At 69.0% G+C, this 25295-nt stretch carries 23 protein-coding genes, 1 tRNA gene and 1 pseudogene; 18 read left to right on the top strand and 7 right to left on the bottom strand.

Going from position 1 to position 25295, the window contains the following annotated elements; translation table 11 throughout:
* Positions 1-6: 6 nt before the first annotated feature.
* Positions 7-432, bottom strand: a complete 426-nt coding sequence (gene arfB, locus G7072_RS08650) for an alternative ribosome rescue aminoacyl-tRNA hydrolase ArfB (RefSeq protein WP_166085471.1) — start codon at positions 430-432, stop codon at positions 7-9.
* Between the two features lie 16 nt (positions 433-448).
* Positions 449-1786: a M20/M25/M40 family metallo-hydrolase gene (locus tag G7072_RS08645; RefSeq protein ID WP_240917215.1), complete on the bottom strand. Its 1338-nt coding sequence runs from the start codon at positions 1784-1786 to the stop codon at positions 449-451.
* Positions 1787-1908: 122 nt separating this feature from the next.
* Between G7072_RS08645 and G7072_RS08640 the strand changes: the two genes are divergently transcribed.
* Both G7072_RS08640 and G7072_RS08635 read left to right on the top strand, forming a co-directional pair.
* Positions 1909-1993 (top strand) — tRNA-Leu (locus G7072_RS08640).
* Positions 1994-2288: 295 nt separating this feature from the next.
* On the top strand, positions 2289-3503 hold the full coding sequence (locus G7072_RS08635) for a tyrosine-type recombinase/integrase (protein WP_166085466.1): 1215 nt from the start codon (positions 2289-2291) through the stop codon (positions 3501-3503).
* Between the two features lie 824 nt (positions 3504-4327).
* Here the strand turns inward: G7072_RS08635 and G7072_RS08625 are convergent.
* Entirely contained in the window at positions 4328-4729 is a 402-nt protein-coding gene (locus tag G7072_RS08625; protein ID WP_166085462.1) for a heavy metal-responsive transcriptional regulator, read from the bottom strand.
* Between the two features lie 55 nt (positions 4730-4784).
* Here G7072_RS08625 and G7072_RS08620 point away from each other — a divergent pair, with 55 nt between their 5' ends.
* From G7072_RS08620 to G7072_RS08590, 7 genes are all read left to right on the top strand, one after another.
* Positions 4785-5099, top strand: a complete 315-nt coding sequence (locus G7072_RS08620) for a thioredoxin family protein (RefSeq protein WP_166085460.1) — start codon at positions 4785-4787, stop codon at positions 5097-5099.
* Positions 5100-5113: 14 nt separating this feature from the next.
* Positions 5114-6448, top strand: a complete 1335-nt coding sequence (locus G7072_RS08615) for an NAD(P)/FAD-dependent oxidoreductase (RefSeq protein ID WP_240917214.1) — start codon at positions 5114-5116, stop codon at positions 6446-6448.
* A gap of 80 nt (positions 6449-6528) precedes the next feature.
* Positions 6529-7203, top strand: a complete 675-nt coding sequence (locus G7072_RS08610) for an alkylmercury lyase family protein (RefSeq protein WP_166085456.1) — start codon at positions 6529-6531, stop codon at positions 7201-7203.
* 173 nt (positions 7204-7376) lie between these two features.
* On the top strand, positions 7377-7715 hold the full coding sequence (locus G7072_RS08605; protein WP_166085453.1) for a phage holin family protein: 339 nt from the start codon (positions 7377-7379) through the stop codon (positions 7713-7715).
* A gap of 368 nt (positions 7716-8083) precedes the next feature.
* Positions 8084-8983 (top strand): cytochrome c biogenesis protein CcdA, encoded by a 900-nt coding sequence (locus tag G7072_RS08600; protein ID WP_166085451.1) that lies wholly within the window; start codon positions 8084-8086, stop codon positions 8981-8983.
* Between the two features lie 322 nt (positions 8984-9305).
* The gene (locus G7072_RS08595) at positions 9306-10526 is read left to right on the top strand and encodes an MFS transporter (RefSeq protein WP_240917213.1); all 1221 of its coding nucleotides are present in this window, start codon (positions 9306-9308) and stop codon (positions 10524-10526) included.
* A 238-nt stretch (positions 10527-10764) separates the two neighbouring features.
* Positions 10765-11595, top strand: a complete 831-nt coding sequence (locus G7072_RS08590) for a sulfite exporter TauE/SafE family protein (RefSeq protein WP_240917212.1) — start codon at positions 10765-10767, stop codon at positions 11593-11595.
* 834 nt (positions 11596-12429) lie between these two features.
* Here G7072_RS08590 and G7072_RS08585 read toward each other — a convergent pair.
* Positions 12430-13701: a hypothetical protein gene (locus G7072_RS08585; RefSeq protein ID WP_166085447.1), complete on the bottom strand. Its 1272-nt coding sequence runs from the start codon at positions 13699-13701 to the stop codon at positions 12430-12432.
* Positions 13702-13897: 196 nt separating this feature from the next.
* Here G7072_RS08585 and G7072_RS08580 point away from each other — a divergent pair, with 196 nt between their 5' ends.
* From G7072_RS08580 to G7072_RS20020, 6 genes and pseudogenes are all read left to right on the top strand, one after another.
* The gene (locus G7072_RS08580; RefSeq protein ID WP_166085445.1) at positions 13898-16279 is read left to right on the top strand and encodes a heavy metal translocating P-type ATPase; all 2382 of its coding nucleotides are present in this window, start codon (positions 13898-13900) and stop codon (positions 16277-16279) included.
* Between the two features lie 47 nt (positions 16280-16326).
* Positions 16327-16806 carry a DUF6153 family protein gene (locus G7072_RS08575; RefSeq protein WP_166085443.1) on the top strand — a complete coding sequence of 160 codons (480 nt, stop codon included), beginning with the start codon at positions 16327-16329 and terminating at the stop codon, positions 16804-16806.
* Between the two features lie 79 nt (positions 16807-16885).
* A complete protein-coding gene (locus G7072_RS08570; RefSeq protein WP_166085441.1) occupies positions 16886-17500 on the top strand; it encodes a DUF305 domain-containing protein in 615 nt (204 codons plus the stop codon).
* Positions 17501-17900: 400 nt separating this feature from the next.
* Complete coding sequence (locus G7072_RS08565) at positions 17901-18326, top strand: DUF2269 domain-containing protein (protein ID WP_206063326.1); 426 nt, start codon at positions 17901-17903, stop codon at positions 18324-18326.
* A 165-nt stretch (positions 18327-18491) separates the two neighbouring features.
* Positions 18492-19229, top strand: a complete 738-nt coding sequence (locus G7072_RS08560) for a F510_1955 family glycosylhydrolase (RefSeq protein ID WP_166085437.1) — start codon at positions 18492-18494, stop codon at positions 19227-19229.
* A 1450-nt stretch (positions 19230-20679) separates the two neighbouring features.
* Positions 20680-21300, top strand: a pseudogene (locus G7072_RS20020) (alpha/beta-hydrolase family protein); the annotation flags it as partial.
* Positions 21301-21332: 32 nt separating this feature from the next.
* Here G7072_RS20020 and G7072_RS20015 read toward each other — a convergent pair.
* The 3 genes from G7072_RS20015 to G7072_RS08540 all read right to left on the bottom strand — a co-directional run bounded on the left by G7072_RS20015 (position 21333) and on the right by G7072_RS08540 (position 22984).
* Positions 21333-21521 carry a hypothetical protein gene (locus G7072_RS20015; protein WP_240917319.1) on the bottom strand — a complete coding sequence of 63 codons (189 nt, stop codon included), beginning with the start codon at positions 21519-21521 and terminating at the stop codon, positions 21333-21335.
* Between the two features lie 542 nt (positions 21522-22063).
* Positions 22064-22504 carry a SulP family inorganic anion transporter gene (locus tag G7072_RS20200; RefSeq protein ID WP_206063324.1) on the bottom strand — a complete coding sequence of 147 codons (441 nt, stop codon included), beginning with the start codon at positions 22502-22504 and terminating at the stop codon, positions 22064-22066.
* A 39-nt stretch (positions 22505-22543) separates the two neighbouring features.
* A complete protein-coding gene (locus G7072_RS08540) occupies positions 22544-22984 on the bottom strand; it encodes a hypothetical protein (RefSeq protein WP_166085433.1) in 441 nt (146 codons plus the stop codon).
* Between the two features lie 92 nt (positions 22985-23076).
* On the opposite strand from G7072_RS08540, the gene G7072_RS08535 reads away from it, so the two are divergent.
* From G7072_RS08535 to G7072_RS08525, 3 genes are read left to right on the top strand one after another with little or no spacing between them, the layout of a single operon-like run.
* Positions 23077-23880 carry a hypothetical protein gene (locus G7072_RS08535; RefSeq protein WP_166085431.1) on the top strand — a complete coding sequence of 268 codons (804 nt, stop codon included), beginning with the start codon at positions 23077-23079 and terminating at the stop codon, positions 23878-23880.
* Positions 23881-23897: 17 nt separating this feature from the next.
* Complete coding sequence (locus tag G7072_RS08530; RefSeq protein ID WP_166085429.1) at positions 23898-24743, top strand: patatin-like phospholipase family protein; 846 nt, start codon at positions 23898-23900, stop codon at positions 24741-24743.
* Complete coding sequence (locus tag G7072_RS08525; protein WP_240917210.1) at positions 24736-25233, top strand: nitroreductase family deazaflavin-dependent oxidoreductase; 498 nt, start codon at positions 24736-24738, stop codon at positions 25231-25233. Before G7072_RS08530 ends, G7072_RS08525 begins: the two co-directional genes overlap by 8 nt.
* Positions 25234-25295: the final 62 nt, after the last annotated feature.

The raw sequence follows: 25295 nt of genomic DNA, 5'->3' as shown, positions 1-25295 counted from the left end.
GGGCGCTCACTCGAACCCGCCCCGCCGGAGCCTCTTGGTCTCGCCGCGCCGCTTCTTCGCCGTGAGCCGGCGCTCCTTGGACCCGCGCGTGGGCCGGGTGGCCCGACGCTTGCGGGGAGGCGGCGCCGCGGCCTCGCGCAGCAGCTGGGCCAGCCGCTCGCGGGCGGCTTGACGGTTGGCCAGCTGCGCGCGGTGCTCGCTGGCGGCGATCGTGACGACGCCGTCGACGAGGCGCCCGGCCAGACGGTCGAGCATGCGCTCGCGCAGCGGCTCGGGCACCGACGGCGAGCCGGCGACGTCGAAGGACAGCTCGACCCGGCTGTCGGTGGTGTTGACCCCCTGTCCCCCGGGGCCCGACGACCGGGAGAAGCGCTCCCGCAGCTCGCCGCCGGGGATCACCAGCGCGCGGGTCACCGTCAGGTCGTCGGCCATTTCGTCGCCCCGCGGGTCAGGCGTCGTCGAGGAAGCGGTCGAAGACGCGGGCGCCGAACTCGAGGGCGTCGACCGGCACGCGCTCGTCGACGCCGTGGAAGAGCGCGGTGAAGTCGAGGTCGGCGGGCAGCTTGAGCGGGGAGAACCCGAAGCAGCGGATGCCCAGCTTGGCCCAGTGCTTGCCGTCGGTGCCGGCGGGCATGAGGTACGGCGCCACGAGCGCGCCGGGGTCCTCGGCCAGCAGGGACCTGTTCATGGCGGTGACGATGTCGCCCTCGTAGGCGGTCTCGAGGGCGTGCTGGTTGCTGATGAAGTCGAGGTCGATGCCCTCGCCGATGAGCTCCTTGAGGGTGCCGAAGAAGTCGTCCTCGAACCCGGGCAGGAAGCGGCCGTCCAGCTCGGCGGTGGCGGTGGCGGGCACGACGTTGACCTTGTAGCCGGCGTCGAGGCGGGTGGGGTTGACGCTGTGGCGGATGGTGTTGCTCAGCAGCCGAGCGGCGGAGCCGAACTCCTCGATGAGCGCCGGGGCGTTCTCGGGGGTGGCCTCGGTGCCGGCGAGGTCGGCGACCGCCGCGAGCAGCACCTCCATCTGCGGGGTGAGCTGCACCGGCCACTCGTGGGCGCCGATGCGCGCGACCGCGGCCGTCAGACGGGAGACGGGGTTGTCGGGGTTGCGCATCGAGCCGTGGCCGGCGGTGCCGCGCGCGGTGAGGCGCATCCAGGCCATGCCCTTCTCGGCGGCCTCGATGAGGTAGATGCGCTGCCCGCGGACGGTGGCGCTGAAGCCGCCGACCTCGCCCACGGCCTCGGAGCAGTCGGCGAGCAGGTCGCGGTGCTCGGTGATGAGGTGCTCGGCGCCCTGGTGCCCGCCTGCCTCCTCGTCGGCGGTGAAGGCGAGAACGATCTCGCGGTCGGGCGCCTTCCCGGCGCGCTGACGGGCCCGGACGACGCTGAGGATGATCGCATCGAAGTCCTTCATGTCGACCGCGCCGCGGCCCCAGATCGCGCCGTCCTTGATCTCGCCGGACAGCGGGTGCAGCTGCCAGTCGTCGGCGTCGGCGGGGACGACGTCGAGGTGGCCGTGGACCAGCAGCGGCGGCTTGTCCGAGCCGGGCGACCCGCCCCAGCGGGCGAGCAGGCTGGTGCGGCCGGGCCGGGACTCGCTGAGCGTGACCTCGATACCGACGTCGGACAGCAGCGACGCGACGTGCTCGGCGGCCTTGCGCTCCCCCGGTCCGTCACCGTCGCCGGTGTTGGTGGTGTCGATGCGGATCAGGTCGCGACAGATGTCCACGACCTCCGCGGCGGGGTCGTAGGACCGATCCTGGGGGGTCTCGCTCTCCGGTGCGCTCACCCGGCCCATGGTGGCACGCGCGCGGGCGCCCGGGGCGGATCCCCGATGCAGGGGACAGGCCTCTCCTTTGCTACAGTTACGGCCGCGATCGACCCTCTCCACGAGGGCCTCGACGACACCTCGTCCGGGTGGCGGAATAGGCAGACGCGCTAGCTTGAGGTGCTAGTGCCCCAAAAGGGCGTGGGGGTTCAAGTCCCCCCTCGGACACAGTTGATGGGCCCCGGAAACCGGGGCCTATCGTCATTTAACGGACACGTTTCTGGCGCTGGCGGCGCACATGTCCCACTCATGTCCCACTGGTGGCCCACTCGCTAAAGCGAGGCTGTCCGCGTCATGTCCCACTCATGGCCTGACCAGGAGAGGGCATCTCAGTTCGGGAGCACAACACATGGCACGAATGAGAAGGCGTCGACGGGCCGACGGCGGCATGAGTTACCAGGTCCGATGGGTCCTGGGCGGCGGAGCTGCCGGCCCAGGGCGGACTGAAGTAGCGGAGACCTTCGTGAGTCGGTCGCGGGCCCTCGCCTTCGCCGCGGAGGTGGAGGAGGCAGGGCAGCAGTGGCCCACCAACCCTGATGGCATCCGCTGGAGCAAAGGCCACGGCTACGTCTTACCCGTCGAAGAGACGGAGAGCCTTCCCGAGACCTTCCACGACGTAGCGATCAGCTACTTCCGATACCAGGCGCGCATGATGAAGCTCGGTCATCTCAAGCCCTACACGCTGCATCGCTACCGGCGCGCCTACGAGCTCCACCTGTTGACCACCTTCGGGCCCATGGTGCTCACCGAGATCCAGCCACTCGACATCGAAGACTGGATGGTCGAGCAACGAGACCTACCGTCGACCGGCAAGAGCATCCGCAACCGGCATGGACTGCTGTTCTCCATCCTCATGCACGGCCAGAAGAGGCTTGGGCTGCGACCTGACAACCCAGCAGAGCTGACAAGGCTGCCGAGCAAGGACAGTGAGCTCGGCCGTCAGGTCCGGTTCTTCCAGCGCGAGGAGTGGGCACTGCTGCGCTCGTGTCTGCGCAGCGACGTGCACCTGCTCGTCGACGTCGCCCTCGCCACCGGCATGCGCTGGGGTGAGCTCGCCGCCCTACGGCGCGGCGACCTCTCGTTCCCAGACAACCAGACCGCCCGGATCCATGTAGTCCGGGCGTGGTCGAAACGGGCCCCCGACGAAGACCCGATCGACCTCACGGCCGGCCAGAACCGCACCTGGAAGCTCGGCCCCCCGAAATCGCGGCGCTCACGGTACGTCGTAGTTCGCGGTCAAGACGCCGCACGCCTGCGCCGCGCCGTGTCATCGCACGACCCCGACACCTACGTCTTCAGAACAGCGCAAGGCAACCCCTGGCGGTACCCAGACTTCCACTCCGACCGGTGGGTGCCCGCGCGCAACGAAGCCGTCCGACGCGGAATGACCAAACACGCCACACCCCACATGCTCCGTCACACAACCGTCGTGTGGTCACTGGCCGCCGGGGTCCGGATCGAAGTCGTCTCTGAACAGCTCGGTCACGCCAGCCTGCAAATCACCTACGACGTCTACGGCGGTCTCATCAACCTTCACGACCCGGTGATGGCCGAGGCGATGTCACGCGAAATGCTCACCATCGCGTCGGCCGTTGTTCCTCGCCCGACGCCGCACGACGTCGACAACCGCCCGATCAGGCCCGCGGCGCCAGACGGCACCCGGCGCCGAAACAGTTGACCTAAAGGAGGCTGCGCGCTGAACCGCGCTGCCGAACCCCCGAGCGGCGGCCCTGTTCACCCGACTCAACGATCGCTTGCACATGCACCTGCGAAAATCGAACCGCTCGCCCGATGTGAGTGCACGGAACCTCACCGCGCTGCGCAGCCTTCTTCAACCACGAGTAGGAGACATTCAACAGATCCGCGGCCTCCTCGGTTGTCATCAATCGACTCAACACGTGCCTACCCACCCTTCGTCCTTTCGCTGGCAAGGAGAAGTCCTCGAGCCACCTGTCAGTTCCAGGTGCACCCACTTCACGTACCTGGACGCCCTCTCGCGTCGGTGAAACAAGTCGCTCGCTCCAAGATGCAGTGTCGCGGCCCGATATCCGTCTATCGGTGGCCCAACGGCGCCACCCAGCGGAAGGCTCTGAGGATCGGTCTGCGACACCAGCATGAGAAGGAGCAGCCGCAACGTTGCAGACCAGCGGCCTCCGCGGCGCGAGTCCCCAGAGCCGCGCTGAGGTAGAGCGTGACCGCAATGAGAATGTTCCGTCGCATCTTGCAGAAGGTACTCCTCAGACCCCCGTCTCGAGCAGGGAAGCGGTCATGGGCGCGCGAACGCCTTGGCCCGGCCAGGGCATCATCGTGGCCAACCGCCTCGTTGCGGCGGAGTTCGCGAATAGCCACGCGCCTGGACAGTCCCTGGAGCGTCGTACTCGAGGTCCACGAGGCGCAGCCCATCCGGCAGGCGACCCACTCCCCTGGTGTCGGATCGTGCCGATGGGCGGCTGGGCCAACGCCTCAGGTGATCGCCCGAGCCAGTTCCGGCAGCGACGCCTACTACTGCGGTGCGGCGATGATGTGGCAGATATCGGCGTCGATGCAGTCGTCGGGATCGAGGCGGTGGCTGCGTTCGATGAGGGCGTCGAGTTCTATCTCGAGCAGGGCGAGGTCCCGGATGCGGGCACGCACGGCGTGGAGCTTGCTGTTGATCAGGGTCGCCACATGAGCGCAGGGGACGTTGCCGTCGTCGCGGAGGTCGAGGATGGTGCCGATCTCGGCGAGCGTGAGGCCCGCTGCCTGGGCGGTCTGGACGAAACGCAATCGGGCGAGCGTGGATTCGTCATAGGTCCGGTAGCCGTTGGCGCCGCGTTCGGGTGCGGGTAGCAGGCCCTTGCGTTCGTAGAACCTGATGGTCTGGCTGGGTAGCCCGACGGCGTTGGCGAGCTCTCCGATCAGCATGGATCCATCCTAGCGCTTGACCTTGCACCATGGATCAAGGTTTACGGTCGTTGGCATGGACATCGCCTTGCTGTACTTCGACGACTGCCCGAACTGGAAGATCGCCGACGAGCGTCTTGCCGCCATCGCCGCAGAACGCCCTGACCTGACGGTCTCGCGTCACCTCGTCGACACGATCGAGGAAGCGGAGCGGGTCGGCTTCTACGGCTCGCCGAGCATCCTGGTAGATGGCATCGACGTCTTCGCCGAACCGGATGACGGGGTCGGCTTGTCGTGCCGGGTCTACCGCACCCCCGACGGCCCAGCAGGCGCGCCCACGGAGGAACAGCTGCGAGCAGCGCTCGCGGTGAGCGACCGGGCCATGCGATGACAGAAAGCTACGACTTGATCGTCATCGGCGCCGGCATGGCCGGTGTCTCAGCTGCCAACAAGTGCGCCTCCAAGGGCTGGAACGTCGCCATCGTCGACGCGCTGCCCTACGGCGGCACCTGTGCGCTGCGCGGGTGCGACCCCAAGAAGATCCTGCGCCGCGGTGCGGAGATCATCGACAGCGCCCGGCTGATGCGCGGCAAGGGCGTCGATGAGGGCGGCCTGTCGATCAACTGGGCCGACCTGATGAAACACAAGCACGGCTTCACCGACCCGGTCCCCCAGAACACGGAGGACAGCCTCACCGGCAACGGCATCGACACCCTCCACGGCGTCGCCCGATTCACAGACAAGAACAGCATCGAGATCAGCGGCACCCGCTATGAGGCGACGCATTTCATGATCGCCACAGGTGCACGCCCACGCCCGCTGGACTTCCCCGGTCACCAGCACCTGGTCGACAGCACCGACTTCCTGGACCTGGAGGTGCTCCCGTCGCGGATCCTGTTCGTCGGTGGTGGGTTCATCTCCTTTGAGTTCGCGCACATCTCGGCCCGTGCCGGCAGTGCCCCGACCATTCTCGACCGCGGGGCGCGTCCCCTCAAGGGGTTCGACCCCGACCTCGTCGAGCTCCTCATTACGCGCGGCACCGAGGCTGGGATCGAGCTGCAGCGCTCGACCACAATCACCGGGATCGAGAAGTCCGAGAGCGGCTACCAGGTCAGCGTCGAACGATCGGGCCAGATCGAGACTCTGGAGTTCGACCTCGTCGTCCACGGCGCCGGCCGGACACCCGAGCTCGCCGGCCTCGGCCTCGACGCTGCCGGGGTCGAGTGGGACGAGCGCGGCGTGCACGTCGCCCCTCACCTGCAGAGCACCACGAACCCGGCGGTCTACGCCGCCGGGGACTCAGCCAACAGCCCCGGGATGCCGCTGACCCCTGTGGCGGTTTTCGAGGGCAAGGTCGCCGCGTCCAACATGCTCAAAGCCACCACGACCGTCCCTGCCTACGCCGGTGTCCCGACCGCGGTGTTCACAATCCCCGAGCTCGCTCGGGTCGGGATGCTCGAACAAGAAGCCAAGGACCAGGGCATCGAAGTCGATGTCCGCTACAGCGACACCAGTGGCTGGTACTCCAACTACCGCATCGGCGAGACGACCGCGGCCGCCAAGATCCTCATCGACCGAGCCAGCGACCGGATCGTCGGCGCGCACCTGCTGGGCCCCGAGTACGGGGAACTGATCAACTTCCTCGCCCTCGCGATGAAGCTCGACCTGACCACCCGTCAACTGAAGTCCATGACCGCCGCCTACCCCACGGTCGGTTCAGACCTCGGCTCCATGCTCTGACCCCTTCCTAGCCGCGCAACAGGGCTCGGTCGACAGACCGGCCGCGACACGACGATTGGAGCGACAGCATGAGTTCTGCAGTGAGTGCCCTCCTGGAAGCCACGGGGCTGCCGGCGAACAAGCTGTTGACCCGGCGCAACTCGCTTCCCGAGCCGCTTCAACTTCTGCACCGACGCACGCTGCTCGCCCTGGGTCAGAGCGGGAAGCCACCGACACGCGATCAGCTCGAGACCTGGGCAACCGAACTCTATCTCGACCTCGACGCAGCTCTGCGTGACATGGCTGAGTCGGAACTGGTGTTCCTGGACCCCGCCGGGCGCGAGATCACCGGAGGCGTCCCGTTTGCGCCCGGACCAACAGCGCACCAGGTCCGCGTCGTCGACGGCCCGACGGTGTCCGCGAACTGTGCGGTCGACGCCCTGGGTATCGCGGCCATGCTCGACCGAGATATCGATGTGGAGTCCCTTGACCCGCTGACCGGTGAGCAGATCACCGCGAGCAGCCGCGCCGGGCGCTGGGCCTGGCAACCGCTGGAGGCAGTCGTGTTCGTCGGTTCCGCGGGTCCGGGACGGCTCACTGAAACGTGCTGTCCGGTGATCAACTTCTTCACCAGCAGTGACCATGCCCTCGCCTACCAGAGCGCGCACGCCCTAGACGGTGTCGTGCTCGCGCTGTCGGATGCGGTGGAAGCCGGAGCACTCGTCTTTGGCGATCTCCTGAGGAGCCAGTCGGCCCGACCTGACGCCCGAGGGTGAAGACCCCCGGAGACGCCCGTGACCGATGCCACAGCGGCCCTCGTCATCGCAGCACACCCGCTCCTCGCGCGCCTCGTGTTCGGCCCCGCGGTCACGGCCACCAGCGGGACCGTCTTGGCGCTGACATGACGCCGCCACCCAACCCAGCGAACGTCCCACTTGGAGGAACTGCCATGACACAGCACAGCTCGTCGCCCACCGACCAACAGCACCCCACGGAGCACCCGAGCCATGTCACCAACACTCCGGTGGAACCAAACGCGTCACGGGGCTTCTCCGGCTGGTGGTTCGGGCTGCTGGCCCTGCTGCCCATCGCCTGCTGCGCTCTGCCCCTGCTCGTCGTCGGCGGCGTGGCCGCCGGCAGCGGCGCCGTACTCGGTGGCGTGACTGGGGGTGTCCTGCTGCTGACCGGTGCCGCCGTCCTCGGCATCTGGGGGATGCGGCGCCGCTCCCGCACCCGCACCGCCGATAGCTCGACGACCGCTCCACCGTCGCGCGACCGGTGCTGTTGAGCGCACCAACCACTTGTGAAACCTCACTCGACCTTGATGCAGGAGAAGCAACATGACCACCACTTCAACGTCCACGCCCCCATCGGCCTCCGGTCCGGGGCCCGCCGGCGGGTTCCGGCGGCGCTGGCTGGCCATCGTGGGTGCCGCAGTCGTCACCCTGCTGGTGCTGGCGGTCACCTACACCGCGCTCAGCCAGCCGAGCCCCGCTCCCGGTGCGGTGTCCTCGGCCGCTGGCTCCAGCACGGCGCCGACCGCATTCACCAGCTCTCCACCGCGGTCGTGCTCGACGCATCCGGCACCGAGGTCTACCGCGGCGTGGACCCCACCCCCACCCAGATCCGCACCGCGCTGACCAAGGCCGGCGTCGAGTGAGCGGCCTTCTCGCGCTCGCGTTTGGCGCCGGCCTGCTCGCCCCCGTCAACCCCTGCGGCTTCGGACTGCTCCCAGCCGTCCTGACCGCGACCTCCGGGACCACCAGAACAGTCGCACGCGGCGACAGCGGTGAGACCGCAGGCCTCGTGGCTCGCCTCGCGGCCGGGCTGCGCGCCGGGCTCGCCCAGGCAGTGGGGTTCACCGCGACCTTCACCGGCATCGGGCTGCTCCTCACGATCGGTGTCCGCGCGGTGATCACCCTCGCCCCGTGGGTCGCCGCCGCCCTCGGCGCCGTCCTCGCCCTCATCGGCCTCGCGATGCTCGCCGGCTGGCACCCGACATTCCTGCTCCCCGGGCGCCACCCCGACCCCATCAAGGTCACCGGCACCCGGGGGCTGGTGACCTTCGGCTCCGGATACGCCGTCGCGTCGGCCTCCTGCACCCTGGCGGTCCTGCTCGCCGTGGTCACCCAGGCAGCGGCGACCACCTGGATCGGCGTCATCGCCGTGTTCACCGCCTACGCCGCCGGATCCGCCCTGCTGCTGGTCAGCCTCGCCCTACTCGCCGCCGGGACCGCAAGCGCATTGGCACGCAGCCTGCGCGCCATCGCCCCCTACGCCTCCCGCATCGCAGGTGCGCTGCTCGCATCCAGCGGCCTCTACCTCCTCTACTACTGGCTCCCGCAGCTGCTCGGCGCCGCACGACCCCCCGACAGGGGCGTCTCCGCGCTATCCGCGCACGTCTCCTCGTGGATGAGCGACCACCAGCTCGCCGTTGTTCTCGCAGCCGGCGTCATCCTCGCCGGCACCGCCGCCACCACGTTTCTTGCGTCGCGCACCCGGACTCCCCGTACGCCGCGACCTCGCGCCATGTCCGACGGCGGCGGGCCTCAATGAGCTTTGCTTGCCGTCTGGCAATCAACCCGGCTTCGCGATGCTCCGGGTCCGCTCTGGTCAGAGGCTTGACCACTCGGCTTCGTCAGCGCCGCCTCATGGTCGAGGACCGATCGCCCCGCGCCCGGCCGGCGGGCCCCGCCATCCTCGCGCCGGCGTGCCGCGCCGTCGTCACTTGGTGGAGCCGGAGTCGCTCGGCTCCGCCTGAGCCCGCCACACGAACCACCGCGCTGCGGGACTGGCCGATGCGCGTTGGTGGGCATCGAACGCAGTGCCATGGTTATACCTAAGACGGGCGCCCCATCAAGAAAACGGAGACGCTGACTTGAGCGCCAACCAGACCACGCTGCGACCAGGGCTTGGCGACGTGTTCGCGGATCCCGGGTACCGGCGGTTGTGGTCGGCTCGGACCTTGTCGCAGTGGGGCGACACGTTCAACTTCGTGGCGCTCGCACTGCTGATCTATGACCTGACCGGTTCCGGACTCGGGGTCAGCGGCGTCGTGGTCGCCGAGATCCTGCCGGTGCTCCTGCTCGCGCCGTTCGCTGGGCCGTTGGTGGACCGGTGGCCCCGGGTACGGGTGATGGTCGGCTCGGACCTGTTCCGCATGGTCCTCGCGGTCGTCCTGGCGGTGTGGCACAACGCACCGGTCGGGGTCTATGCGGTGGCGTTCGGCATGTCGGTCGGCGCGGTCTTTTTCAACCCCGCCGCCTCCTCCATCCTCCCGGCACTGGTGAAGAAGGACGCGTTGGTCGCCGCGAACAGCGGCATCTGGACTGCCGCCGTCCTCTCTCAGATCGCGTTGGCTCCACTCGCGGGGCTCCTGGTCGTCACGCTCGGATACGGTCCGGCCTTCGCGCTCAATGCTGTCTCGTATGCGATCAGCGCCATGCTGTTACGCGGGCTGCGGGTGCCCGGGAGTCCGGAGAGGGTCCAGCGACGCCATCTACTTGCCGAAGCCCGTGAAGGGGTCGCGGTTCTCCTTCACCGTCGACTGCTTCGGGCCCTGGCGATCGGGCAGTTTCTCGCCGCGCTCTCGGCGGGCGCCACTAGTGCCCTGCTGGTAATCCTGGCCACAGAACACCTCGGTGTCACCGGCCGTGGGTACGGGCTCCTGATCGGAGCGATCGGGGTGGGGGCCGCGCTCGGTCCGCTCGTGCTGCTCCGGCTCATCCGCAACCCGGCTCGTCCCTTGTTCGTGTTCGGCCCTTACGGACTCCGAGGCGTCGTCGACCTCGCCATCGCCTCAGTCGCATCCGTCCCGTTCGCAGCGGGCGCGCTCGCCCTATACGGGATCGGCACCTCCACGGGTGCCGTCACGTTCAACTCCATGCTGCAAGGCGAGACACCCGAACATGTGCGCGGTCGCGTGTTCGCATTGATGGATGTGCTCTGGCAAACCGGCCGGCTCCTCTCCCTCGCGGTCGGAGGCATCCTCGCGGACCGCTACGGCATCGAGGCCGTCTACTACCTCGGCGGAGCACTCCTAATCGCCGCAGCCGCTGCAGGTCTGGCCTCGACCAAAGGCGATCCCGAGGAGACCTGACGTCGACAGACGTCGGGCACAACCGATGCGGTCGTGGGTCAAGCCCTGGGACAACATGCGAGCCGCCCCACTACTCGACCAGCGCGGCGAGGCGGGCGACCAACCATTCGAGGGTGACTGATTCTGATGACCACCCCGGAGTCCCGTTGTCTCACACAATCAGCCCACGGACGCGTTGCCTCTCGATCTGTCCGCTCCTGAAACCGCAGGCGCGCTGGCCGCGGATACCGTGGCCCTTGTGACCGCGACCGGCAACTCTCCCGCCGGCCGAGATGTGGGAGCCGGGCGCTGGCTCACCGCACCGGCGGGATTCGCCGGTGGCGCTGCGGTCGGTCTGCTCGGGGGGCTGGTTGGGCTCGGGGGCGCCGAGTTCCGCCTCCCGCTGCTGCTGGGCGTATTCGGGTTTGCGGCTCTGGCAGCGGTCATCGTGAACAAGGCGATGAGCCTGGTCGTCGTTCTCGCGGCGATTCCGGCCCGGCTTGCGGCGGTGCCACTGACAGATGTAGTCGGCCAGTGGCCCGCGGTGCTCAACCTGTTGGCCGGGAGCCTGGTCGGGGCATGGCTCGGCGCGTCATGGGCCACCCGGGTGGCGACCGCAACGTTGTACCGCGTGCTCGCAGTGCTGCTGGTGTTCATTGCCATCGTCTTCACCGCCGAACACATCGGCACCCTGCCCTCCCCCGATCTAGCCCAACCAGTTCAATTGGTCGCCGGAGTGGCTGCCGGGTTCGGAATCGGTGTCGTCGCGGCCCTGATGGGCGTAGCCGGCGGGGAGCTCCTCATCCCGACCCTGGTGTTGCTGTTCGCCGTAGACGTCAAGCTGGCCGGGTCGCTATCCCTGCTGGTCTCGCTCCCCACCATGCTGGTCGCATTCTTCCGCTACAGCCGCGACCAGGCATTCGCAGTCCTGTCGTCGAACCGGCGATTCGTCACCGCCATGGCCGCCGGCTCCGTCACAGGGTCCGTTGCCGGCGGGCTGCTCCTCGGGGTCGTCCCGGAGCTGGTGTTGGTACCGCTGTTGGTAGCGCTACTGCTCGTCTCCGCGTTCAAGGTGTGGCGGCACGCTTAGCCGGCCTCATGCAAACACTCGATCGTCAGCGAGTTGTCGTGGCAGTTCGTTCGTCACCTGCGCGGAAGCCTTAACGGACCGTGGCGCATCGCAATTGGACCTGCCCACAGCGCCCAGGGCCTCGATGAAGAGTGCATTCCCTACACCACCGCACCCGTCGGTGGGTGGAGCGGGCGCGCTTGCTCAGGCACCCCTCATCGCTCTCCGCGGTCACATCGCGGCGGCCGTGAGCCCGACGACGATGCCTGCGATTTCGCAGACTCCCAGGGTCCGTAGAATCGACCAGCCGCGCCAGAAGATCAGTGCGCAGCCGATGACGGTGATGGCGAAGACGGCCCACTGCAGGGAGCTGGGGGTGGGGGGTACTCGAAGTTGAGTGGCCCGGCGGTCATGGACGTGACCTCTGGGTCAACGCAGACGCGCAGCCGGCAAAGGACCGGTGCTCAGTCCGGCGAGTCCATCAGTGGCCATATTGCGATCCCTGCGTATCCACTGACGTCGAGCGCAGCGCTGCCGTCACGGAAGCTCGCCTGCCCACATTTGCCTACAAGCACCCTCGGGAGCAGGACGAGACGGCCTCCGAGCCCCTACCGGAAACGGCCTCTGACCTGCGCTTATGTGTTGTAGCGGGGGCAGGATTTGAACCTGCGACCTCTGCGTTATGAGCCCAGCCATCACTGGCCGACTACATCGACACCAACTACGACGACGAGCCCGCGCACCCGACGAGCGTCACGTCAACCGGGCGAGGGGCCAGAGCACATCTCGCATGGCGCCCGCCCTTCCCGGAGCCGTTTCGAACCGCACCAGACGGAACTGAGCGTCCATTCTGGGCTACGGTGCCCGTCCTCTACCAGGCTGGGGGTGGTGCGCCAGAGCGGACGCAAAGTCCATCCGCCCCGCGTCCGAGGTATCAGGCTCGCTCTGGGGGACGGCGATGGGTCGGAGCCGCTCGCGGACCAGTCGGAGCAGAGGCGTCTGTACTGGTGAGGTGACTGGCTTCCACTCACGCCGCGCGGGGTGGATCCCCCTGATGGGATCCTCCGCCAGCTGATCGTGACTGGCTGAGGCCAGGTAGAGCTTCTCGTGGATGCCGCGCTCGACCGTGGCAGCGATCCGTGCGTCGGTCCGTTTGAAGAGCCGGTGAAGGTCCTCCAGCGGTTTCCGACCAGCTCCAAGCATCGGGTGTACTCGTTGAAGTCGTGTGGCGGCGTTCTGGCTTTCGACCACGGCGTGGCCTCCGGCTCCGATGAGACCGCGGAGGTCGCGGCTGGCGGTCACCATGTTGCGGTAGAGCACCGCTCGGTGTGAGAACTCTTGGAACAGGTCGGGGGTCGCGGTCGCCGCGTGCTTCGCCGCTTCCTGGGTGACGCGGGCCTGGGAGTGCAGGATGCGGCGGAGGTTGAGCGCGTTGGGGAGTGCGCTGAGGTGGACGAGGGTGTTGTGCTGGGCCTGTACGGCGCCGGCGAGTCCGGGCAGGGCGGGGCCGTTGATCAGGCCGGCGGGAGGTCGCCAGCCTCGGGTGTCGACGGTGGTGTCGTAGCCGTTCTGGTCGGCCGTGAGGGAGACGGCTTCGGCGGCGCGGCCCAGGCGCACGGGCTGGTTGAGATGCTGCCAGGCCGGGACGTTCTTGTAGCGGCTGTCGAGGATCACCAGACCCTGGGTGAGGTCGGCGGCGTCCTTGAGGACCGTGCGGGCCTGTTCGGGGGTCAGCGAGTCCCGGTTCACTCCGGAGGCGAAGTCGTGTTCCCCGAGGGCCGCGGCTCGGGCAACCCATTGCCAGGAGTCGAGCAGGTGGTTGTCGTGATGGACCGCGAGCAGGTCGCTGAGACGTTCACCGTGCCCGAGCGCCGTGATGGCGGTGTCGAGGTGAGTGCGGAGCTCCTCGGCCGGCGTCCGGGCGGGGCCGGTGGTGCGTGACCACTCGGCCCGGGGGGTGACCGCGGTGACCGCTTGGCTGCACCAGGTCAGTGCCGCGAGTCGGTAGCGCTGGATGATCTGTCCCATCCGTTCGCGCTCCGCGGGCGTGGTGGTGACTGGGACGGTGTGGCTGCCGGGTCCGCCGAGGCGTTGTTGGATCCGGTGCCAGCGCAGCAGCGAGGCCATCGACTCCCGCATCTCGTGGGACTTCTCCCCGTAGGTCATGACGACTGGTCCCGGCCCAGGTCCAGGTCGAGGTCCCTTGCTGCGTGGAGCATGCTCAGGCAGATTTCGAGGCCGAGCCGGTCCACGGCGTGCTCCTCGAGGCCGCTGAAGCGGGTTTGTCCCTTGACTACATACCCCTAGGGGGTACCCTTTGGGTATGACCAGCCACCCACCCGACAGCACTGCGCGCACTACCCCGACCGTGAAGGACCCGGTGTGCGGCATGGACGTGGATCACGCTACGAGCGGATTCGTCTCTGAGTACGACGGCGAGCGGTTCTTCTTCTGCTCCGGTCACTGCAAGTCGACGTTCGACGCGAATCCGGCTCAGTTCGCCCAGGTGGGCGGAAACCACCATGCGGGTCACGGGCACGCGGGTACGTCGGCAGCTGGTGCACCCCCCGAGGGGGAGGTGTCGGAGTGGACCTGCCCCATGCACCCCGAGATTCGTCAGCCGGGGCCGGGCGCGTGCCCCATCTGTGGGATGGCGCTCGAACCGGTCATGGTGACTGCTGACTCAGGGCCCAGCCCGGAGCTGGCTGACATGACTCGCCGGTTCTGGGTCGCGGTCGCGCTGACCGTCCCGGTGCTGATCCTGGGGATGGGCGGCGAGTTGGTGTCCGCCATCCACGAGCTGATCTCACCCACCGCCTCATCGTGGGTGCAGTTGGTGCTGGCGACTCCGGTGGTGCTGTGGGCGGGGTGGCCGTTCTTCCAGCGTGGTTGGACCTCGGTCCGGACAATGAAGCTGAACATGTTCACCCTGATCGCGATGGGCACCGGTGTTGCCTGGCTGTTCAGCGTCATCGCCACCATCGCCCCCGACATCTTCCCCGACTCGTTCCGCATGGACGGCGTCGTCGACGTCTACTTCGAAGCCGCCGCAGTCATCACCACACTGGTGCTGCTGGGCCAGGTCCTTGAACTGCGCGCCAGGGAGCAAACCTCTGGTGCCATCAAGGCGTTGCTGAATCTGACCCCCAAGACGGCGCACCGCCTCAACCCTGACGGGACCGAGGATGAGGTGACTCTCGACCTGGTGCAGATCGGTGACCGGCTCCGGGTTCGCCCCGGCGACACGGTGCCGGTGGACGGGACTGTTGAGGACGGCCGATCCTCGCTCGATGAGTCATTGGTGACCGGTGAGTCGATGCCAGTCACGAAGGCCACTGGCGACACGGTCATTGGTGGCACCGTGAACCAGACCGGATCCTTGGTGATGGTCGCCGACAAGATTGGTCGCGACACGATGCTTGCCCGCATCGTGCAGATGGTTGCTGATGCCCAACGCTCACGCGCACCGATCCAACGGATGGCAGACCGGGTCGCCGCCTGGTTCGTTCCCGTCGTCATCGTCATTGCCATTGTCGCATTCGCGATCTGGGCCACCATCGGGCCCGACCCCAGGTTGGCGCACGCCCTCATCGTGGCTGTCACCGTCCTGATCATCGCTTGCCCCTGTGCATTGGGCCTGGCAACACCGGTCTCCATCATGGTCGGCGTCGGACGCGGTGCCGGGGCCGGTGTGCTCATCAAGAACGCCGAGGCGCTCGAGCTGATGGAGAAGGTCGACACCCTGGTCGTCGACAAGACCGGAACCCTGACCGAAGGCAAGCCGTCAGTCACCGCCATCATCACCACCGACGATTTCGACGAGGGCGACCTGTTGCGCCTGGCAGCTGGAGTGGAGAGAGCTTCGGAGCATCCTCTCGGGTTGGCGATCGTCAACGCCGCGACCACCGCGGGGCACACCATTCCTACGGTGAGTGACTTCGACTCCCCGGTCGGCAAGGGAGTGGTCGGTGTCGTCGAGAGTCGTCGGGTCCTCCTCGGCAGCGCCAGCTTCCTCGCTTCCCAGGGCCTCGACCCAACCCCTTGGGCAGAGGAGGCTGACCGGCTCCGCGCCGACGGGGCAACCGCCATCATCATGGGCATCGACACCCGTGTCGTCGGGATCTTCGCCATCGCCGACCCCGTCAAGGTCACCACTCCTGCAGCGCTGGAAGCGTTGCGCGCCGACGGCATCAAGGTGGTCATGTTGACCGGCGACAACCGTGTCACCGCCGAAGCCGTCGCACGCACCCTGGGCATCGACCGGGTCGAAGCGGAGGTCCTGCCCGACCACAAGAGTGACGTCGTCAACCGGCTGCGCGCCGAAGGGCGCGTCGTCGCCATGGCCGGTGACGGTGTCAACGATGCACCCGCTCTGGCAGCCGCCGACGTCGGGTTGGCGATGAGTTCAGGTACTGACGTTGCCATGGAGTCCGCCGGAGTGACGCTGCTCAAGGGCGACCTCACCGGCATCGTCAGAGCGCGCCACCTCTCGCGCGCCACCATGTCCAACATCCGCCAGAACCTGGTGTTCGCGTTCATCTACAACGTGGCCGGTATCCCCATCGCTGCGGGTGTCCTCTACCCGGCCTTCGGGCTGTTGCTGTCACCGATGATTGCTGCCGCCGCGATGGCGTTGTCGTCGGTCTCGGTCATCGCCAACGCACTCCGTTTGCGCTCCGCCCACGGCGACATCCCTCACACGTGACGCAGCACGCCTACAGATGATGCGGCACTGGTTCCTACAATGAAGGAGTGACCACAGTGGCAGCGCACGGTCGAGCAGACCACGGCATCAGGACACCCCTGATGGCCGCTGGTCTGAGTGCCGTCGTCGCAGCCATCGTCCTCGGCATCCTGGGCATGCACGGGCTCGCTCACAACCCGATGCAGATGACCGGGGCCAGCCACAGCGCAACCGTCGGAGTGAGCGTCGAAGCGACCGGCCACAGCATGGCGACCAGGCTGATCGATCCGTTGTCCGCATCTGCGCGCGGCGGCACTGTGGCCGAGGTTCCAGTCCCCGCCCACTCGATGGGCGAGATGGTCATGCTCTGCGCCGCGATGCTCGTCGCGGTCGCCGCCGGGATCCTCTTGGCGTTGCGGCTCAGGCGATGTGCGCCCCGCATTCCGGTCAGTCTCAGGCCAAGGCCGGGCAACCGCACGTTCCCCTTCACAGCCCGTATTGGGATCGGACCACCGGTTGCATGGAAGTTCTCCGTCATCAGGTGCTGAGAGACGTTCCGACACGCCCTTTCGTGGGTGCGTCCACACGGCCCGCTCAGTAACCCTTTCGACCCTTTGGAGAACCCTTATGCGCACGATCCCTGCAATCGCGGCTCTGGCTCTCGGCCTGTCCCTCACGCTGACCGCTTGCGGCAACGACGACGAGCCCGCCGACACGACCACAAGCGTGTCTGCCACCGAGCACAACGACGCCGACGTCGCCTTCGCGACAGACATGATCCAGCACCACGCCCAGGCCCTCACGATGGTCGAGATGACCGAGGGCCGCGAGCTCGACCCCGCGGTCGAGGGACTGGCCGACGACATTCGCGCTGCCCAAGCACCCGAGATCGAAGCCATGACCGGATGGTTGGCTCAGTGGGGCGAAGACATCCCGAAGACCTTCCACGACACGAGCAGCAAGAGTTCGGCCAGCGAGATGGACCAGATGGACATGCAAGGAATGGACTCGGGGATGCCCGGCATGATGTCCGCCGACGACATGGAAGCCCTCGCGAACGCCTCCGACGCCAAATTCCAGGACATGTGGCTCGAGATGATGATCGAGCACCACGAAGGCGCGGTCGAGATGGCTGAATCCGAGAAGACCAACGGACAGTACAAGCCCGCCGTCGAACTCGCCGATAACGTCGTCGAGTCGCAAACAGCCGAGATCGAGATGATGCAAGGGCTCGTTTCCTGACCGTCCGGTCCCGCCAGAGGGGGCGGGTGGGGTCTCGACCGAGCTACCCGCCCCCGATGGGGCATCACTGAACTGAAGGACATCCGTTGAGTCGTGCTCCAACCCCCAGCCCGCCTCCCGGTGACGGTTACACCGGGATGCCGAAGTGGGTGAGGTGGTCCTTCGTCACCGCCGTGGCGTTGCTGGTTGTACTGATCGTGGTGGCTCTCATCGTGGGCGGTGACCATGGCCCCGGAAGGCACCTATCCGCTCCGACCCAACTCGAAATAGCGGCTCACCGGTTGGGGTACCGATGAGAGCGTCCTCACCGGCCTGCAAGGCCCTCCTGACGGTCCACGTGCTCGTTTCAGTCGGGTGGGTCGGTGTCGTTCTGGTTTACCTCGCCCTCGGTGTCACCGTCATGACCGGTGAGGACACCGTCCTACTTCGCGCCGCCTATGTGGCGATGGACTGGGCTGCCTGGGGGGTCCTTGTTCCTCTCGCAGCCGCCACCCTGGTCACTGGTGTCGCGCAGTCGCTGGTGACCAAGTGGGGACTGCTGCGGCACTACTGGGTCATCTTCAAGCTCGCCGTCACAGTCCTCGCCACCGGTGTCCTTGTCACCTACACCAGCACACTCGACGCATTCGCCGACGTTGCCACGTTGGAGACGATCACACCTGACGAGCTGCAGTTCCTGCGCAGCGCATCAGTGGTCGTGCACGCAACTGGAGCGCTCATTCTCCTAGTCAGCGCCACGGCCCTCGCTGTGTACAAACCAGCCGGGCTGACCCGCCGTGGCTACCGTCACCGCCAACGCGCACGCACCCCTGCCGCCCGTGCCTAACACGAACCGCAATCTTGCCGAGGAGAAAACGTGTCTCTTGTTGCCACCGCCGGTCGCACCGCCGTGTTTGCGTTCACCACAGCCACATTGGTTGCTTGCTCTTCTGGCAACGCGACTCAGACAGGAGGCGCATCGGGAGGGGCCTCGGCGGCGGACGAGCGGGCTGTGGGGCACGTCCACGGCCTCGGAGTCGACCCCACCGACGGCATCTTGTACGTCGCATCCCACTACGGAGTCTTCCGTGTCAAGGGCGGCGAAGGCCAACGGGTCGCTGACCGGTGGCAAGACACCATGGGCTTCACGGTTGTCGGGCCCGGTCGTTTCCTCGGCAGCGGCCACCCAGACCTCTCCGAGGACCTCCCGCCATTGCTCGGGCTCATCGAATCGACCGACGCTGCAGAGACCTGGGAACCGGTGTCCCTCCTCGGTGAAGCAGACCTCCACGCCATTGAAGCCGTCGGCGACTACACCTACGCACTCGACGCAGCCACCCAATCCCTCATCGTCACCACCGACCGGCAACGCTGGAACAGTATATTGAGCGCTCCGTTTCTCGACATAGCTGCCAACCCAGCCGACCCGGAAACCGTCTACGCCACCACCGGCAATGGCGGCCTCGTCCGCTCCGTCGACCAGGCCGCACCCGCACCCGTCGACGCGTCCCCGACCCTCAGCGTCATCGACTGGCAGCCGGACGGTCCCCTAGTCGGCGTCACCCCCAGCGGGGCCGTGATGGTCAGCGCGGACGGTGAAACGCAATGGAGTGAAGAAGGTAGGCTTGACGGGCCGGCCGAAGCGCTCGACGTGACATCAGGCCGCTGGCATGCAGCCACCGCCACGGGTGTCTTCGAGTCCACCGACGACGGCGAGACTTGGAAGTTGGTTCTCGAAGGCGACGGCTGAATCTAGCCACAGCGCAACCCCGCTCGTCGAGCGTGCCCGAGCGCGTCGTCGGGGACGGTTATCGCGCAAGGGACGTCGCTGCCGTGTAGGACGCGCCGAAAGGGCCGGAGAGCCTGTGTTGTGGGGCTGCGGTCAACGCTCACCAGCAGCATGGCTCACACGCCCGAGTGCGTATTCGCGCGCGCCCAACGTCATTGCTGGGGGCACCGATGTTTCTCGTGGTGGGGTCAGCGCCGCAAGCGCGGGGAGACGATGATCGACTTCCTTCATCATGTGTGCGATTGAGGCTGACGGCGAGCGAGACCGTCTGCGCATCGAAGGCGGAGATGGGGTTTCAGGTGGGCTCGACACGCATGCGGTATCGGCGAACGGTGACGTGCAGCGCTGCCGCGGGTCCTCTGCGGCACGTGCCGGTCCGTTCTGGAAACTGGCCAAATCCAGCAGCCTGCTGGGGTGGCGCTTGCAGCAGCAGCACCACGTCCACCGCCCGCCCCACCGAACCCCCGGTCGGACGCACTGAACCATTGAATTTCATGTCCCACTCGTGGTCCCCTGGAGGTCCTGCGAGGTTCCGCGAGGACCCGACGAGCTGGAGGAACACCTGGTCAAACCGGCTTTCGCCCGGTTTTAGGCGGCAGATCGACAGCCGATGAGGGACTTCAAGTCCCCCCTCGGACACCACACCTCAGGACCCCGGTCCCCTCCTCGTGAGGGTCCGGGGTCCTGTGCGTCGGGTCCCGGCAGCGGAGCGTCGTCGCGCGCTCTGGTCTGGTCCGCCGGGAGCGCCGCCTGCGATCCTCCACGTCGCGTGGCAACGACAGGTCAGCGAGCTGGTCGCCGTCGAGCCCGAGAACCCGGTCGCCTCCCTGCTCGTCCCCCTGGTCGCCGGTCTGACGTTCGTGCTCCTCGTCGCGCTGGCGCGCGGGGTGCGTACGGCGTACCGGCGGGTGTCGGGGTGGCTCGCCCGCCGCATGGGTGACCGGGCGGCCCGGGCGACCGGGCTGGTGCTGCTCGTCGGCGTCGCGGTGATGCTGGTGAACGGGGTCCTGCTCGACGCCGCCGTTCGGACCGCCGACGGTGTCTACCACCTGCGCGACCAGGGCACGCCGGGACGCGTCGCGGTGCCGAGCACTCCCCTGCGCTCGGACAGCCCGGACTCGGTCGTGGCGTGGGAGGACCTGGGACGCGAGGGGCGCGTCTTCGTGGGACGGGGTCCGGGCGCCGAGGACATCGCCGCCTTCACCGGAGGTGAGGGGGTCGACCACGACCGGCACCGGGTGGGTGGAGCCGGCGTCGCTGGGGTCGTTCGAGTACATCGCCGGAGGGGACACGGCCTCCGTGGCGGTGCAGTACTCCTACCTGCCGTCGTGGTTGTCGTTCCTCGTCGACCAGGACCGGGCCCGCGCGGCGGGCCGCGCCCTCTTCGACGCCGTCTACGAGCCTTTGGAGCCGGCTGCCGGCCGACGACCGGCCGCGGCTGCACGTGTTCGGGGAGAGCCTCGGCTCCTTCGGCGGCGAGACCGCCTTCAGCGGGGAGTACGACCTGCGCAACCGCACGTCCGGTGCGCTCTGCGTCGGCCCGCCCAACTTCAACCCGCTCTACCGCAGCTTCGACCGCGACCGCGACCCCGGCTCGTCGGAGGTGGAGCCTGTCTACCGCGACGGCCGGACCATCCGCTTCAGCAACCGCCCGCGTGACGGCATCGGTCCGCAGGGCCGGCCGTGGGAGGGCAGCCGGGTGGTCTACCTGCAGCACCCGTCGGACCCCATCACGTGGTGGAGCCCCGACCTGGTGCTCCGCCCGCCCGACTGGATGCAGGAGCCGCCGGGCGACGACGTCCTCGACGAGGTGCGGTGGGTGCCCTTCGTGTCCTTCTGGCAGGTCTCGGCCGACCTTGCGCTGGCCTTCTCAACCGAGCCGGGGCACGGGCACAACTACACCGGTGAGCACGTGGACGGGTGGGCGGCGATCCTGCGGCCCCGGCGCTGGACACCGGAGAAGGCCGACGAGCTGCGCGAGATCGCGCTGTCGGGCCGGATGTCGCAGGCGTTCCCCGGCGCCGACGGCTGAGGGGCTGCTCGTCGATACAGGCCGCGACGGCGTCAGCCCGGCGCGCCGGACGGGGGGCGCCCGTGGCGGGCCTCGAAGTCGCGGATGTACGTCGCCACCGCGGTCGGCAGCGTGGGGAACAGCAGGTCGGGGCCCAGCGCCTCGGTGAGGCCGAACCGGTCGAGGTCGTGGCGCAGGTCGTCCTTCACCCGCGCCAGCGCCACCACCACGTCCTGGGCCACCAGCGTGCGGCGCAGCTCGTCGAGTGCGTCGAGGGCGGTCAGGGAAGCCGCCGACCACGCCGCTGGCGAGGTTGGCGGCCCCGAGCGCGAGCAGCTCCTGGTCGGCGTCGACGTGCTGCTGGTGGCGGGAGGCGAAGGCGCGGCCGGTGAGCACGTTGTCGGTGTAGCCGACGACGGCCACGCCGACGGCCGGCAGCAGCAGCTCGGCCAGCACCGAGAGCGAGACCGCCGGCAGCTCCGGCACCGGCAGGCCGGCGACCGGTCCCACGGTGGCGATGCCGAGGGACTCCAGGTCGAGCAGGGCGGTCGCCGCCGAGGCGAGCACCACGGCGATGAGCGGGTTGGGCCACCGGGGGCGCAGCCGGCTCGCCACCAGCAGGCCGCCGGTGACCAGCAGCGCGACCGTCAGGGGCGCGAGCCGCACCTGGTCGGCCTCGGCGACCAGCTCAACGCACCTGCCCGACGGGGTCGTCGGCGGCGAGGTCCACCCCGGTCACGGTGCCCAGCTGCCCGGTGACCATCAGCACCGCGACCCCGGCGAGTTAGCCGATGAGCACGGGGCGCGAGAGCAGGTCGGCGACGAACCCCAGCCGCACGGCGCGCCCGAGCAGGCAGAGCGCCCCGACGACGAGCGCCAGCGCGGCCGCGGCCGCGGCGTAGCGGTCCGGGTCGCCGGCCGTCATCCCTCCGATCGCCGCTGTGGTCATCAGGGCGGTGGTGGACTCCGGCCCGACCGAGAGCTGACGTGAGCTGCCGAGCACGGCGTACACGAGGAGGGCCGGCAGCGCCGCGGACAGCCCGGCGGTGGGCGGCAGCCCGGCGACCGAGGCGTAGGCCATCACCTGGGGCACGAGGTACGCCGCGACGGTCACCCCGCCGAGCACGTCGCCGCGGAGCCATTCGCGCCCGTAGCCACGCAGGCCGGCGAGCCCGGGCGCGAAGCCCGAGCGGGCAGCGGTGGAGCGGGTCAGCCGAGCGTGCACGGCGACCTCCGGTCTCGGGCGTCCTCGGTGCCCGGGAGCCTAGTCCTGCAAGGACCTCCGGGACACGGCCGTGAGCGACTCGGTGCGCGCCCGGCTCGCCCGGGCGGCGCGGGCCCGCCTCCGGGAGTCGCGGTGCCGCGACCACTGCTCGGCCCACACGAGTCCGGTGACGACCCCGAGCAGGCCCCACCCGGTGCCGGCGCTCGAGGAGACCGCGCTGTCCCATGCGTAACCGAGGTGGATCACCACGACCACGCTGAAGCAGGCGGCGAGGTGGGTCAGCCGGTCGGCGAGGTCGCGACGGTGCAGGAGGTTCCACGCCGCGCCGGCCGCGACGCACACGACGGCGACCGTGAACAGCTCTCGGCCGGTCGTCCGGCCCTCCGCGCCCGTCTCCGAGGCCCAGAGCACGGCGAGCAGGGGCAGCAGGAAGGCCGCCCCTCCGCGACGGGCGGGCGGTGCAGGACGCGTGGTCGCCATGGCGCGATCATGCCCGGTCGGGGGTCGGGCCGTCAGGCAGAACCGCCGCCGCGGGTCGCCGTACCGGCCCGCCTGGGGCGAGACTGGGCGCCATGATGATCCGACCCGCCGAGCTGGCGGCCATCAGACGTGGGGAGATCGACCTGGCCTTCCGGCGGTGGGAACGCCCCCGGGTGAAGGTCGGGACCCGGCTGCGGACGGCGGTGGGGCTGCTCGAGGTCGTCTCGGTGGAGCAGGTGACGGTCTCGTCGCTGAGGGCCGAGGATGCGCGCCGGGCGGGGTACGCGTCGGTGGCGGCGCTCACGCAGGCGCTCCAGGCCCGCGCGGAGCGGCCGCTGTTCCGCGTCGGCCTGCGCCACGCCGGCGCCGACCCGCGCGAGGAGCTGCGCGAGCAGGTCCCCACGCCCGACGAGATCAAGGACATTCGCGCCTGGATGGACCGGCTCGACCAGGTGTCGGCCGTGGGCCCGTGGACGCGGGCGACCCTCGAGATCATCGACCGCTCCCCCGGCGTGCGCGCGCCCGAGCTGGCCACCGAGCTCGGTCGCGAGACGCTCGAGTGGAAGCGCGACGTGCGCAAGCTCAAGGAGAAGGGGCTGACCGAGTCGCTGGCCATCGGCTACCGGCTCTCGCCCCGTGGTGAGGCGGTGCTCGACCACGGCGGTCCGGCTCGGGAGCGGGCGCCGCGCGCGGCCGGCACTCCCCTGCCGCGGAACATCGGGGCGCCCGCGACGCGCGCGTTGCACGGCGTGGGGGTGAGCACCGTCGAGCAAGTGGCGTCGTGGACGCGCGCGGACCTCGCGGCGCTCCACGGGGTGGGGCCGATGGCGCTGACGCGGCTGGGCGAGGCCCTCGCCGATCTCGGGCTGACCTACCGAGCGGACGCGTCGGAGTGACCGCGTAGGTTTCCCGCATGAGCGGACGAGCGCTGGTCCTCGGTGGAGGCGGCATCACGGGGATCGCGTGGGAGCTCGGGCTCCTCAAGGGCCTGGCCGACGCCGGGGTCGACCTGACGACGGCCGACCGGGTCGTCGGCACGTCGGCCGGGTCGGTGGTGGGCGCGCAGATCACGACGGGCCTCACCGTCGAGGAGCTGTACGCCGAGCAGCTGCGGCCGGCCGACCGCGAGATCGGGGCGCGGATGACGCGGTCGATGATGCTCCGGCTGGCCGTGCCGATCGTGCTGCCCGGCCACCCGGTCGCGAAGCGCTCCCGCATCGGCTCGCTCGCGCTCAAGGCTCATCCACCCGGCGGGGCCCAGCGCATCGAGGTGATCCGCAGCCGCATCGGGGTGAACGAGTGGCCCGAGCGCGACCTGCGGGTGACGGCGGTCGAGGCCGAGTCGGGACGGCTCGTGACGTTCACCCGCGACAGCGGGGTCGACCTCGTCGAGGCGGTCGCGGCCAGCTGCGCCGTACCTCTCGTGTGGCCGGCCGTCACCATCGACGGGCTCCACTACGTCGACGGCGGGATGCGCTCCACCGCGAACGCCGACCTGGCCGTCGGCTGCGACCGCGTCGTCGTCCTCGCGCCGCTCCCCCAGGCGTTCAGCAAGCACACCTCCATCCACGCCCAGCTCGACCGCGTCGCACCTCGCACGCGCGCCGTCGTCGCGCCCGACGAGGACGCGCTCGCCGCAATCGGCAAGAACGTGCTCAACCCGAGCAAACGCGCCGATGCGGCGCGCGCCGGCCTGCGGCAGGCGGCCACGGTCGTCGACAAGGTGCGCCGCGCGTGGGACGGGGAGACCGGTGCCTGAGGCGAGCGGCGCCACCCGGCGTCCGCCGGGTCTGGACTCCCCCACCGTCAAGAAGCTGCTGAAGCGGGTCTCACGCTCGCAGGTGTGGCTCTACCGCCGCACCAACGGTCGGGTGGGCGGCACCTGGCGCGTCGGTGCCGGGTTCCGCAAGCCGGTGCCCGTCCTGCTGCTGGACCACCTCGGCCGTCGATCCGGGAGGCTCTTCACGACCCCGCTGCTGTACCTCGAGGACGGGTCCGACGTGGTCGTCGTCGCCTCGCAGGGCGGGATGGCCGCTCACCCGCAGTGGTACCGCAACCTCGTCGCGTCTCCGGACACCCAGGTGCAGATCGGTCCCGAGCTCCGGCTCGTCACCGCACGCGTCGCCGAGCCGGCGGAGCGCGAGCGGCTCTGGCCGCTGCTCGACGAGCTGTACGCCGACTTCGCCGACTACCGCTCCTGGACGGACCGTGAGATCCCGGTCGTGGTGCTCGAGCCGCGGGCGCGATGACCCGGGCGCGGTGACCCGGGCGCGGTGACCCGGGAGCGGTCGCCCGGCGGGACCTCGGCCCG

The organism is Nocardioides sp. HDW12B, from assembly GCF_011299595.1.
Classification (GTDB): domain Bacteria; phylum Actinomycetota; class Actinomycetes; order Propionibacteriales; family Nocardioidaceae; genus Marmoricola_A.
This window is presented reverse-complemented; position numbering and strand designations above follow the sequence as displayed.

What these genes read in the sequence shown, in the direction of transcription:
- arfB (WP_166085471.1), bottom strand. Translation starts at nt 432, where the DNA reads ATGGCCGACGACCTGACGGTGACCCGCGCGCTGGTGATCCCCGGCGGC.
- G7072_RS08625 (WP_166085462.1), bottom strand. Translation starts at nt 4,729, where the DNA reads ATGCTGATCGGAGAGCTCGCCAACGCCGTCGGGCTACCCAGCCAGACC.
- G7072_RS08620 (WP_166085460.1), top strand. Translation starts at nt 4,785, where the DNA reads ATGGACATCGCCTTGCTGTACTTCGACGACTGCCCGAACTGGAAGATC.
- G7072_RS08605 (WP_166085453.1), top strand. Translation starts at nt 7,377, where the DNA reads ATGACACAGCACAGCTCGTCGCCCACCGACCAACAGCACCCCACGGAG.
- G7072_RS08585 (WP_166085447.1), bottom strand. Translation starts at nt 13,701, where the DNA reads ATGGCCTCGCTGCTGCGCTGGCACCGGATCCAACAACGCCTCGGCGGA.
- G7072_RS08580 (WP_166085445.1), top strand. Translation starts at nt 13,898, where the DNA reads ATGACCAGCCACCCACCCGACAGCACTGCGCGCACTACCCCGACCGTG.
- G7072_RS08570 (WP_166085441.1), top strand. Translation starts at nt 16,886, where the DNA reads ATGCGCACGATCCCTGCAATCGCGGCTCTGGCTCTCGGCCTGTCCCTC.
- G7072_RS08565 (WP_206063326.1), top strand. Translation starts at nt 17,901, where the DNA reads ATGACCGGTGAGGACACCGTCCTACTTCGCGCCGCCTATGTGGCGATG.
- G7072_RS08540 (WP_166085433.1), bottom strand. Translation starts at nt 22,984, where the DNA reads ATGGCGACCACGCGTCCTGCACCGCCCGCCCGTCGCGGAGGGGCGGCC.
- G7072_RS08535 (WP_166085431.1), top strand. Translation starts at nt 23,077, where the DNA reads ATGATGATCCGACCCGCCGAGCTGGCGGCCATCAGACGTGGGGAGATC.
- G7072_RS08530 (WP_166085429.1), top strand. Translation starts at nt 23,898, where the DNA reads ATGAGCGGACGAGCGCTGGTCCTCGGTGGAGGCGGCATCACGGGGATC.